The organism is Blautia sp. HCN-20427, from assembly GCF_037890365.1.
Taxonomy (GTDB): Bacteria; Bacillota; Clostridia; order Lachnospirales; family Lachnospiraceae; genus Blautia.
In genome coordinates this window covers 36,099-48,725 of record NZ_JBBKBX010000015.1, presented here as the reverse complement: position 1 = coordinate 48,725, position 12,627 = coordinate 36,099, and the positions used below count along the sequence as shown (strand labels likewise).

Annotated in this window: 10 protein-coding genes and 1 other RNA gene; all 11 read right to left on the bottom strand. The window is 44.4% G+C overall.

Annotated elements, in window-relative coordinates:
* Positions 1–35 precede the first annotated feature (35 nt).
* Positions 36–385: a transfer-messenger RNA gene (gene ssrA / locus WKT17_RS10385) on the bottom strand.
* A gap of 185 nt (positions 386–570) precedes the next feature.
* Entirely contained in the window at positions 571–1,524 is a 954-nt protein-coding gene (locus WKT17_RS10380) for an ABC transporter ATP-binding protein (protein WP_173747421.1), read from the bottom strand.
* On the bottom strand, positions 1,517–2,524 hold the full coding sequence (locus WKT17_RS10375) for an ABC transporter ATP-binding protein (protein WP_173747419.1): 1,008 nt from the start codon (positions 2,522–2,524) through the stop codon (positions 1,517–1,519). Before WKT17_RS10375 ends, WKT17_RS10380 begins: the two co-directional genes overlap by 8 nt.
* 4 nt (positions 2,525–2,528) lie before the next feature.
* The gene (locus tag WKT17_RS10370) at positions 2,529–3,527 is read right to left on the bottom strand and encodes an ABC transporter permease (protein WP_173747418.1); all 999 of its coding nucleotides are present in this window, start codon (positions 3,525–3,527) and stop codon (positions 2,529–2,531) included.
* A gap of 7 nt (positions 3,528–3,534) precedes the next feature.
* Entirely contained in the window at positions 3,535–4,488 is a 954-nt protein-coding gene (locus tag WKT17_RS10365; RefSeq protein WP_226853440.1) for an ABC transporter permease, read from the bottom strand.
* 184 nt (positions 4,489–4,672) lie between these two features.
* Positions 4,673–6,355, bottom strand: coding sequence for a peptide ABC transporter substrate-binding protein (locus tag WKT17_RS10360; protein ID WP_294579699.1), 1,683 nt, complete (start codon positions 6,353–6,355; stop codon positions 4,673–4,675).
* 180 nt (positions 6,356–6,535) lie between these two features.
* Entirely contained in the window at positions 6,536–8,209 is a 1,674-nt protein-coding gene (locus WKT17_RS10355) for a M3 family oligoendopeptidase (protein WP_291682008.1), read from the bottom strand.
* 30 nt (positions 8,210–8,239) lie between these two features.
* On the bottom strand, positions 8,240–8,710 hold the full coding sequence (gene smpB, locus WKT17_RS10350; RefSeq protein WP_291681977.1) for an SsrA-binding protein SmpB: 471 nt from the start codon (positions 8,708–8,710) through the stop codon (positions 8,240–8,242).
* A gap of 3 nt (positions 8,711–8,713) precedes the next feature.
* Positions 8,714–10,984, bottom strand: coding sequence for a ribonuclease R (gene rnr / locus WKT17_RS10345; RefSeq protein ID WP_173747415.1), 2,271 nt, complete (start codon positions 10,982–10,984; stop codon positions 8,714–8,716).
* Positions 10,985–10,986: 2 nt separating this feature from the next.
* Positions 10,987–11,223: a preprotein translocase subunit SecG gene (secG, locus tag WKT17_RS10340; protein ID WP_173747414.1), complete on the bottom strand. Its 237-nt coding sequence runs from the start codon at positions 11,221–11,223 to the stop codon at positions 10,987–10,989.
* 62 nt (positions 11,224–11,285) lie between these two features.
* Positions 11,286–12,620, bottom strand: coding sequence for a phosphopyruvate hydratase (gene eno, locus WKT17_RS10335; protein ID WP_173747413.1), 1,335 nt, complete (start codon positions 12,618–12,620; stop codon positions 11,286–11,288).
* Positions 12,621–12,627: the final 7 nt, after the last annotated feature.

Here is a 12,627-nt window from a genome sequence, read left to right as displayed (position 1 = left end):
TCCGTACTAATCTCTTTTAGAACGAACTCCTTTCCCTATGGACCTGAGGGGAATCGAACCCCTGTCCGAAAGTCTATCCCTTGCGGCATCTCCCATCACAGTTATTCTTTTAACATTCCCTTATGCAGCCGCCGAATAACAGGCTGTTACACTTGGTAGCTTCATAAAATCTTCCATTTTCTCAAAGCTTTGAAAACGAAGTGCCCCGCAAAGTCGATGCCAGATTCTCAAGCAGCGGGTGACCTGAGGCTGACAAGCTGCAATTAGGCAGCTAACGCTACGTTATCGTTTGCGTTTATATTTAGTTTCCAGGTTGATATGCAGTCCCGGAGTCTGCAGATGGCTTCCTCAACTTCAAAACCCCCGTCGAAACCAGTACAAGCCCTCATATAAAATAAGCACTGCATGGTACACAAACGAGTAGATTTCCCATTCCCAATGTAAGTACATTAGGAAACTTATTACATACTATCTGGTTTCTGTATTTTTGTCAAGAGTTAATTTCAGAAAAATAATTGATAAAAGAGCCATTCCCAAAATCATCCGGCAATGGCTCTTTGTATTTGAATTTTATTTATGTAAATGACATGCTACAAAATGTCCCGGACGAACTTCCTGTAATTTCGGAGATTCCATCTTACATCTTTCTGTTGCATGCTTACAACGGTTTGCAAAAGGACAGCCCGGCTTTGGATTGATAGGGCTTGGTACGTCTCCGGACAGTACGCTGGATTCCTTCTGCGCTTCTTTATCCGGGTCCGGAATCGGCACAGATGCCAACAACGCCTGGCTGTATGGATGCAGTGTATGAGCATAAATCTCATCACTATCTGCCAGTTCTACCAGATTTCCCAGATACATAACCGCAATACGGTCTGAAATATATTTGACAATATTTAAGTCATGGGCAATAAACATATAAGTAAATCCGTGTTCTGCCTGCAGGTCTTTCAGCAGATTTATAATCTGACTCTGAATGGATACGTCAAGAGCAGAAATCGGCTCATCACACACAATGAACTCCGGTTCTACAGCCAGAGCACGGGCAATTCCGATACGCTGACGCTGACCGCCGGAAAACTCATGCGGGAAACGGTTTGCATGTTCCCGGTTCAGACCTACTGTCTCCAGAAGCTCATAAACACGCTGCATACGTTTCTCTTTGTCATACATATTGTGAATTTCCATACCTTCTGCAATAATACTTCCCACTGTCATACGGGGATTCAAAGACGCATAAGGATCCTGGAAAATAATCTGTGCTTTCTGAGAATACACATAGCGGTCTTTGGTGTGTCTTAAATTTACCTGCTTTCCATTGTAAAGCATTTTTCCACTGGTAGCCGGATAAATTCCCATAACTACTCTTCCCAATGTAGATTTTCCACATCCGGACTCACCTACCACACCAAGCGTTTCTCCTTTATAAATGTCCAGGGAAATATCATTGACTGCTACCAGATTCTTTCCCTTTCCTACATGAAAGTGCTTTGACACATGGTCTAAAGTAACCAGCTTATCCATTTACCTTTTCCTCCTTGTCTCCCGGAAAATCAGGGTGAAGTCTCCAGCAGGACGCCGTATGGCCTTCGCTCACCTGGAATACCGGCGGCTGATTGGAACGGCAGATTTTCATGCAGCATTCACATCTGCTGGCAAATCCGCAGCCCTGCGGCGGAGCATATAAGTCAGGAGGGGTACCCGGAATGGATACCAGCTGCTCCTCTTTCTTTGTATCAATCGTTGGAAGACTCTTTAAAAGAGCCTTTGTATAAGGATGTCCCGGATTGTAGAAGATATCTCTTACGGTACCTTTTTCCACTACTTTACCGGCATACATAACAGCCACATGATCCGCCAGATTTGCCACAACCCCAAGGTCATGGGTAATCAGAATAATCGCTGTTTTGGTATCGTCCTTAATTTTTCCCATCAGCTGCATAATCTGCGCCTGAATGGTTACGTCAAGAGCTGTTGTTGGTTCATCCGCAATCAACAGCTGCGGGTTACAGGCCAAAGCCATAGCAATCATGGCACGCTGACGCATACCGCCGGAAAATTCATGAGGATACTGCTTTGCTCTCTCCTCGGCATTTGGAATCTGAACCATCTGTAAAAGACGGACAGCCTCTTTTTCCGCATCTGCTTTACTGATTTTTTTCTTGTTTACCAGAGTTTCCGTAAGCTGCTTGCCTACACGCATAGTAGGATTCATACAAGTCATAGGGTCCTGGAAAATCATACTGACCATCTGACCACGGATATCCTGCATTTCCTTTTCACTTGCCGCTACAATATCTTTACCGCAAAGTTTAATGCTTCCCTCTTTAATTCTTGCAGGAGGCATAGGGTTCAGTTTCATAATTGTCTGAGCCGTTACACTCTTTCCGCAGCCGGATTCTCCTACAATAGCAAGCACTTCTCCTTTGTTTACCTCCAGGCTGACACCTCTGACAGCGTGTACTTCACCTGCATAAGTATCAAAAGAAACATGAAGATTGTCTATTTTTAATATTTCTTCCATTTCCTTACCTCCTTAATTTCGGGTCAAATGCGTCACGAAGCTGGTCACCCAGCAGGTTAAAGGACAACATGGTAACACAGATAAATAACGCTACAATAACAAGCTGTGTGGGGAACATCTGGAAAACCTTAATGGCGTCATTGGCCATAATACCCCAGGAAGACTTCGGAGGCGCAATACCCAGACCCAACATGGACAGAAATGCTTCTGTAAAGATAACATTGGGAATATCCAACGTAATATTGACAATAATAACACTAAGCACATTGGGTACCAGATGTTTGCCAATGATTCTTGCCGGAGAAGCGCCCATGGATTTTGCCGCAATAACAAATTCCTGCTCCTTCAAACCAACAACCTGTCCTCGCACCAGTCGAGCCATACCGGTCCATCCGGTAAGGGAATAGGCCACAATAATAGTTCCCAGACCACGTTCCATAACCGTCATCAGAAGGATAACGATAATCAGGTAAGGAATACCGCTGATGATTTCCACAATACGCATCATCACATTATCTACTGCACCGCCGAAGTAACCGGAGATACCGCCATAGATAACACCTACCAGACAGTCAATCAGCGCAACCGCAATCGCTACGGTAAGAGAAACTCTTGCTCCGTACCAGACTCTGGAGAATACGTCGCGTCCCAGGGCGTCGGTACCAAAAATATGCATCTGACCGGTCACAGAGTCCGGACTCATAATGGGTTTATTCTGAAATGCTACATTCTGCTCAGAATAGCTGAACGGTGTCAACATAGGACAGAAAATAGCACCCAGAATAATCAGACCCAGAATAATCATACAAATCACTGCAACCCTACTCTTGCGAATACGGTTCCAGGCATCTTTCATAAAGCTGACAGAAGGTCTTGCCAATGATTCCATACTTTTTGCATCGGCTCCTAACACCTCAAAGGCATCCGAAGAAATTTTGCCGCTGACATCATAAGGAGTGTACTGTTCTGTCTGTACGGTTGTCTTATTATTCTTTTTTCTCATGTGTTCCTTACTCCTTTCCGCCTGTCAGTTTAATACGTGGATCGATAAATCCGTAAATCAAATCTACAACCAGATTGGCGAGAATCAGGAACATACCGTAGAAGACTGTAGTACCTGCAATCATAGTATAATTCAGAGTCTGCACACTGGTTACAAAGTATTTTCCAAGTCCCGGAATAGAGAAAATATTCTCTACAACGAAAGCACCCGTCAAAACAGCTGCTACCAGGGGACCCATAACGGTAACAACCGGCATAACTGCGTTACGTACCGCATGTTTCCAAACAATCTGACGCTGGCTGAGGCCCTTTGCTTTTGCTGTTTTGATATAATCCTGGCTGAGTACATCCAGCATACTGGTTCGCATCAAACGGCTTACCGTTGCCATAGAGCCAAAAGCCAGAGCAAAAGCCGGAAGAATCTTACTGTTAAAGTCAGACCAGCCAATAACGGCAAACACCTGAACTCCCGTTGCCTGATACAGCTTCAATCCCAGGAAATACTGTAAAACTGCACCCATAATGAAGGAAGGTACAGAAACACCAACCAGTGCAAAAAACATGGCTGCGCTGTCCCATACAGTTCCTCTCTTAACAGCAGCCACAACACCAAGAAGAATACCCATAATAAAGGCAAACAGCAGGGCGCGGATACCAAGACTAAAGGATACCGGGAAAGCTTCTGCGATAACATCTGTCACCGCTCTTCCGTCCGGAATAGAAATTCCGAAATCACCTCTTAAGGCATTTCCTATGTAAATAAATAACTGCTGAAGCACGGGTTTATCCAGTCCATATTTCTTTTCCAGGGCCTGCATAACGGAATCCGGCAACGCTTTTCCGGCTGTAAACGGTTCGCCCGGAAGTAACTGCATTAAGAGGAAGGTGATAGTTACCAGAACTAAAATAGTAATAAAAGAATAAATAATTCTTTTTAAAATGTAGCGTATCCGATTAGACAAAATAGACAGCTCCTTTCTTTTGTTTTCTTTACTTTATTATTTTTATGTTCTGTTTATGTAAAGCGCAAAAGTTTTTGCGCTTTACATAAACAGACAGGAGCCGTGTGAGAAACCACTCTGATTCCAGAACAACAGCTCCTATCTAAAATAACCTTATAAAATTTTTTCTTTCCGCTTTCCGAAATTATTTAGCGTCTGTAAAGTCAAATTCCTGGAAACCGGTACGAGTCATATTCTGCACCTTGTCAGACACGGCATAAGAAACAGCACTGAAGTAAATTGGGTAAACTGCTGCGTCTGTCTGTGTTACCAGAGTTTCTGCCTTAACCAGTAAATCCTGACGAGCTGCCGGGTCTGCTTCCACCATAGCGTCAGCAATCAGTTTATCATATTCTGTGTTGCTGTATTTACCATAGTTGTTTCCATTTGTTGTAGTAAACAGGTCAAGGAATGTCATGGCATCGTTGTAGTCCGGAGACCAGCCTGCGTATACCATATCGAAATCACCGGAATCCATAGAAGCCAGACGTGACTTAAATGGCTGTGGTGTAATTTCTACATTCAGACCAAGTACGGATTTCCACTGTTCCTGCATAAACTGTGCATCTCTCTGAGCTCCGTCAGAATCATCACAGAGGAAAGATAATTTCAAATCTTCTGCTTTCAGTCCTGTTTCCTGAAGACCTTTTTCCAGAGCTTTCTTTGCTTCTTCTGCATTGTATCCGGTGATATCTCCAGCCGCTTCGCGATACAGCACATCATTTGCTCCTGCAATACCGGTTGGTACAAGACCTGTAGCCGGTACGGAACCATCTTTTAAGATATTGTCACACAGACTCTGTGTATCCAGAGCAAGACCAAGTGCACGGCGGATATTTGCATTGTCCAAGCCTTTGTCTGTTTTCTTTGTGTTAAACTGAATATACCAGTTGCTGTTGTTTACATAGTTTTCTACATGAATGCCGAGAGACTCTGCCTGTACGGTCTGGTCACCTGTCAGGTTGATACAGTCAATCTGTCCAGCCTGGAATGCGTTCATACGTGCATTGGAATCATTCATCATATTATAACGAACGGTTTTTACTGCAACTCTGTCCGGGTCATAGAAATCTTCATTTGCTGCCAGTGTAATGTGGTCATTGTGTACCCACTCGCTGATGGTGTACGCACCGTTTGTTACCAGCTGATCCATTTCATCTCCGTAGTGCTCTGCACCGATTTCCTCGTAAGCCTTCTGGTTTACAGGATAGTAGGTTGAGAATGAGAACAGGTGCTCTGCATATGGAATCGGGTTTACGAAAGTAACTTCCAGAGTATAGTCGTCAATGGCTTTTACACCCAGTTCAGAAGGGTCTTTTGTTCCTTCATATACTTCTTTACCATTTAACAGATTATCATAGATAATAAATGCGTAGGAAGAAGCTGTCTCTTTGTTACAAACTGCCTGATAAGCGAACACGAAGTCATTTGCTGTTACAGGTTCTCCATTTGTCCATTTTGCATCCTGACGAAGTTTCATAGTGTAAGTACGTTTGTCATCGCTTACAGTAGTTTCTTCGGCAAGGTCTGGCACCGGTTTATCATTTTCATCCAGTTTATACAGACCGGACATAACCATACGGAGAATATCTCCTGATGCCACGTCTGTAGTGAGCATACTGTTTAATTCAGGCGGTTCTGCACGTAAGTCGATTGTGTAGGAATCCTCCTCCGGTGTTCCTGCAAAACCTGTACTGCTTGTTTCTGTTTTTGCGCCACCGTCAGAAGTGCCTTCTGCTTTTTTGTCTCCTGAAGAACTTCCGCATGCGCCTAAAGATAAAATCATTGCGCTTGCAAGGGCCATTGCCAATACTTTCTTCATTTTCATATTGATTTCCTTCCTCTCTGCTAGAATTTCACACTGAAAACTTTAATACTTTGTTTTCTTAATGTTGTGAATCAATCTTCTTTATTATAATAAATTATGAAGTTTTGTCAACTGTTTCTGGCAAAATTCTCGCATTTGTGTTTTTTGCACAAAGACAAATATCTTTCTGGCCGAAACTTTTCAAGCAATTTCTTTTAAATTCTCCACAATTTTACGGATAACTCCGTCTTTAAAGGGAGACTCTATGCCGCTTTGCTGTAACAAATCAGTATGAAACTCGGAAGCGGAAATCCTGCATAATTTCAGATAACTCTCCCACGCTCCCCGGCGGTCCTTATCCATCCAGATTTTGTACTCAAAAGCACAAAGCTGGGCAATCACATAATCAATATAGTAGAGAGGGAAACTGTAAATATGGTGTTGTTTCTGCCAGAAACAGCCTCTTTCAAAGAAGTCCAGCCCTGCATAATCCATATGAGGCTTATATTCCTTCTCCAGCTTTTTCCACACCTCTTTCCTCTGCTGAGGCGTCATTTCCGGATGGTCATACACTTCATGCTGAAATTCGTCCACCATACAGCCGTACGGTACAAAAATCACAGCATCCTCCAAATGCATACCGGTGTAATCGGCTGTCTTCTCTTTTCCGAAAAACAGATGATACCAAGGTTCTGTAAAGAATTCCATGGACATGGAATGAATCTCCGCAGTTTCCATACCAATATCTGCATGTTCCCGGATAGGGTCTTCTGCTGCCAGGTATCCCTGGAACGCATGGCCGCACTCATGAGTCATAACGTCCACATCTCCGCTGGTGCCGTTAAAGTTGGCAAAAATAAACGGTGCCTTATAGTCCGGAAGGTACGTCATATATCCGCCCACTGCTTTTGTCTTTCTGCCAAAGACATCTAAAAGTTCGTTTTCCATCATAAAATCAAAAAACTCTTTTGTCTCCGGAGACAATTCTTCATACATCTCCTGTCCTGCTGCCAGAATTTCCTCCGGCGTTCCTTCCGGCTGGGGATTTCCCTCTGGTCCGTATACCTGTTCGTCTGTATAAGTCATATGCTCAAGTCCCAGACGCTCTCTCCTTTTTTCAAAAAGCTCTTCTGCAAAAGGAACCCATACTTCCTTCACCTGACGTCTCAGATTTTCAATTTCTTTTCTTCCATAACAGTTCCTCTGCATGCGCAGATATCCCAGAGGTGTATACGTCTCAAATCCCAGTGTTTTTGCCTGCTCTGTTCTGTTTTTTACCAGTTTGTCATACAACTCATCCAATTTATCGGCAATACTGTCAAAGAAAGCATTTTGTTTCTGGGCTGCTCTTCTTCTCACTTCAGGATCTTTACTTTTCAGATAAGGAGTCAAAAGAGAAAGATTCAGGGTTTCCCCTTCCCAGTCAATTTTAGCGCTGGCCAGAAGTTTTTCATATTCTGTCACCAGTGCATTCTCCTCCTGCATCAGTGGAATGACTTCCTCGGACACAGACTTCATGGCAATTTCCATATTTTTAAATGCCACAGGCCCTATTTTTTCTTCCAGAACGTCCCTGTACGGGGAAGCAAAGAGCCGCTTCTGATATTCCACACATAAGTTGGAATACTCGGGCACCTGTTCATCATAGTAATTCTGTTCCTTCTCATAAAACTCGTCTGTGGTGTCAATGGTATGGCGAATGGAACAAAGCGTCACCTGGGTCTGCACCCTGTCATTGAGTTTATAAAACTCTTTGTGAACAGCAAACTGCTCTTCCCCGCTTCCCGCTTCTTCCAGCTTCTTCATCAATTTTTTCAGCTGCTCTTTTACCTGTACAAAATCAATTCTTTCATACGGCATATCTTTAAATTTCATCATGGTCTGTTCTCCTCTCCTGCCCTGCAGTTAATACAGGTTTTTCACCTTAAATTCTCTCTCTGTCTCTCTTCTCTGGTCCTTTTTTGCAATGTCCTGCCGCTTATCGTAAAGCTTCTTGCCTTTCGCCACGCCCATTTCTACTTTCACAAGACTGCCTTTAAAATATACCTTCAAAGGTACCAAAGTATACCCTTTTTCTCTGATTTTGCCTTCTATTTTCCGAATTTCATAGGTATGAAGCAAAAGCTTACGCACCCTTAAAGGGTCTTTGTTAAAAATATTGCCTCTTTCATAAGGGCTGATATGCATACCATAAATAAACACCTCGCCCTTCTCAATCTGAATAAAAGACTCTTTAACACTGCATTTTCCCATGCGCAGGGATTTGACCTCTGTACCCGCCAGTTCAATCCCTGCCTCATAAGTGTCCTCTATAAAATAATCATGGTATGCCTTTTTATTATTTGCAATCAGACGAATCCCTAATTCTTTTGCCATGACTTAATCCTCCCTTTCCAAACTGAAATCCACGGTTTTTGTGGCAATGTCCGCCTGTTCTACCCGAACCTTTACTTTCTGCCCCATGGAATATACCTTTTTCGTCATATCTCCCACAAAGCGGTACTTTTCTTTCTCATATGTGTAATAATCATCCCGCATGGAATTCACATGCACCAGACCTTCCACCGTATTAGGCAGTTCCACATACAGTCCCCATTCCGTCACGCCTGAAATAGTTCCCTCCATGACTTCGCCAATATGCTGCTTCATAAACTCTGCCTTCTTCATTTTAACGGTTTCCCGCTCTACCTCTTCGGCTCTTCTCTCCATAGCACTGGACTGTCCTGCCACTTCCTCCAGAATTTCCGCATAGTGGCGAATTTTTGCCTCTGTCATCTTGCCTCGCAGATGTTCCTTGATAATTCTGTGAATCTGCAAATCCGGATACCTGCGGATAGGAGACGTAAAGTGACAGTAATACTTGGCAGCCAGGCCAAAATGTCCGCTGCACTGGGTGGTATACCTGGCCTGTTTCATAGAACGCAGAAGCAGCCGGGCAAAAAACGGCTCACATTCCATGCCTTCCAGCTCTTTTAAAATTTTCTGCACTTCTTTTGGGCTGATTTCTTCTTTTGCTTTCTTCACTTTTACTCCTGCCTGATGAACCATTTCCAGTACAGCTTCCATCTTTTCCCCATCGGGAGTATCGTGTGTCCGGTATACAAAAGGCAGGCCCAAAAGCGCATATTCTTCTGCTACCGTTTCATTTGCAGCCAGCATAAAGTCTTCAATGAGCCGGGTAGCCACATTCTGTTCATAAGGATAAATTTCCACTGGCTTTCCACTGTCATCCAGACGAATTTTGCTTTCCGGGAAATCAAAGTCAATGGCTCCTCTCTTCTTTCTTCTCTTCCGAAGGAGTCCGGAAAGCTCGCCCATTTCCAAAAGCATGGGAACCAGTTCTCTGTATTTCTCTGTCACCGCTTCGTCTTCACCCAGGAGAATCTTTTTTACGTCTGTGTATGTCATTCTCTCATTCACCCGGATGACGGTCTCCACAATGCGGTGAGACACAATTTTTCCTTTTTCATTAATATCCATCAGGCAGCTTAACGCCAGTCTGTCCTCTCCTGCGTTCAGAGAACAGATACCATTGGAAAGTTTTTTGGGCAGCATGGGAATTACCCGGTCCACCAAATAGACACTGGTGCCTCTTTTCAGTGCTTCTCTGTCTAAAGCACTGCTGTACTGCACATAATTGCTTACATCTGCAATGTGTACCCCCAGATGATACAGGCCGTTTTCCTTTGTAAGAGAAACCGCATCATCCAAATCTTTGGCGTCTTCCCCGTCAATGGTAACCATAACCACATCCCTCAAATCTTCTCTGCCATAAAAATCTCCCTCATTTAACGTCTCTTTTACGCGCTGGGCCTGATTGGCCACCTTTTCCGGAAATTCCATGGGCAAATCATAGCTTTTCGCCACACACAGGACATCTACGCCTTTTTCTCCCGGCTTTCCCAGGATTTCTGTCACGATTCCTTCCGGAGATTTTCCTCCCCGACCATAATCCTTAATCTTCACCAGAACTTTATCTCCGTCCTCGGCTTCCATAGCCTTTCCCTGGGGAATAAAAATATCTCTGGCAAACCGCTGGTTGTCCGGCACTGCAAAGCCAAAACCTGCCGACTGCTCATAAGTTCCCACGATTTCTTCGATTCCATGCTCCAGAATCCTTGTCACTGCACCTTCACAACGCCGTCCGTTCTTTTCTTCCTTCTGTACCGTTACCTGCACCGTATCTCCATGCAAGGCCCGTCCTACCTGCTCTTCCGGTATAAAAATATCCTGTCGCTCTTCCTCACCGGGAATTTCTACAAAACCAAAGCCTCTGGGATGACTGATAAAGGTTCCTGTATAAACATGGCCCTTTTTATATCCCAAACCGGTCTTTTCTTTTTTCTCCTGTTTTTCTGTCTGTTTTCTGCGGTCTTTTTCCGGCTTTCTCACAGCCTCATACTTGCCGCGCTTGCTGATGGTGACTTTCCCTTCTTTCAGGAGTATATCCAGTACCTTGTGCAGTTCCTCCCTTTTTCCCGAAGGAATCTGCAGAAGCACTGCCAAATCTCTGGCTCTCATAGGCTCATATTCCTTGCAGCACATCAACTCATATAAAATTTTTTTCCTCTTTTTCAGCTGTTGATTTTTCTTCAAATTTTCTCCTTTTCCTGTTAAAAAGATGACACCCTTGCAATGCAAGAGTGCCATGTTTAAAAGTTCAGATTCAATACTAACGCCAGCACAAAAAATAAAATCCCCATAATTTTGGTTGCTTTTACCATTGCGCCTTCCATGGAGCGTCCTTTATTTTTCCCCCAGTAAGTATCTGCCATTCCGGCAATACTTCCCAGTCCCTGGGACTTTCCTTCCTGCATCAGAATAATAACAGATAAGCCTATACAATCTATAACGAAAAGTACGGTCAAAACAATTCTCAAAATTTCCACGTTCACACCTCCTAATTGCTAAACATCTAAAGTTTAACACAGGCGCAGCATGATTTCAACTGTTATTTTCGCAGATTCCCATTTATCCCCTTATAATCATAGCAGGCAGTTTCTCCCAGCATATCCTCAATGGCAAGAAGGCGGTTATACTTTGCCGTCCGCTCTCCCCTGCAGGGCGCACCTGCCTTTATCTGTCCGCTGCCCGCTGCCACAGCCAAGTCAGCCAGAAACGTATCTTCACTCTCTCCCGAACGATGGGAAAGAATGGTTCGGTATCCCGCTTTATGAGCCAGTTCCACAGCCTCCATGGCCTCTGTCAAAGTCCCAATCTGGTTAACTTTTATCAGCACCGCATTGCCGGCGCCCATAGTGATTCCCCTGGCAATCCGTTCTGTATTGGTAACAAACAAATCATCCCCCACCAGCTGTACTTTCTGCCCCAGTCTTTGCGTCAGCCTCTGCCAGCCTTCCCAGTCTTCCTGGTCTAACCCATCCTCAATGGATAAAACGGGAAATGTCTCTGTCAGTTCTTCGTAGTAAGCGGTCATCTCTTCTGCTGTGCGATAGACTTCTGTGCCAGTCATAAAAGATTCTCCCGGAAAATAGTAAGCCTTTTTGTCTTCTTCGTACAGCTCACTGGCTGCCACATCTATGGCAAAACAGATATCCTTCCCAAGGGTATAGCCTGCGCGCTTTACAGCCTCTGCCATCATAGCCAAAGCTTCTTTTGCCCCCTGTACATCCGGCGCAAATCCACCTTCATCTCCTACAGCTGCAGACAATTTTCGCTCTTTTAAAAACTCTTTCAGCGTATGGTAAACCTCTGCGCACATGCGAAGTCCTTCTTTAAAGCAGCAGGCGCCTACAGGCATAATCATAAATTCCTGAAAATCTACAGTGTTGTCTGCATGTTTCCCGCCATTTAAAATATTCATCATAGGTACTGGCAGCTGTGTGCTTTTGCAGCCTCCCAGATACTGGTACAAAGGCATGCGCATAGCCTTTGCAGCCGCATCTGCCACCGCCAGAGATACAGCCAGTATGGCATTGGCTCCCATATGCTCCTTTTTCTCTGTGCCGTCTGCCTCCAGAAGCAGACAATCAATCCGGCTCTGGCAAAGTGCATTTTCTCCCAGCACTGCGTCTGCCAGCACGGTATTGACATGCTCTACTGCCCTTTGTACTCCCAGGCCTCTGTAACGCGGTTCTGCGTCCCGCAGTTCCAAAGCTTCAAACTTTCCTGTGGATGCACCGGAGGGAACAATAGCCCTTCCGGTATATCCGTCCTTTCCCACAATACCTTCTCCTACCGTAATTTCTGCTTCTACTGTGGGATTCCCTCTGGAATCCAGCACTTCTCTGGCGTAAACCTTTCTGATAGGTAAATAGCGGTTCATGGCAAAT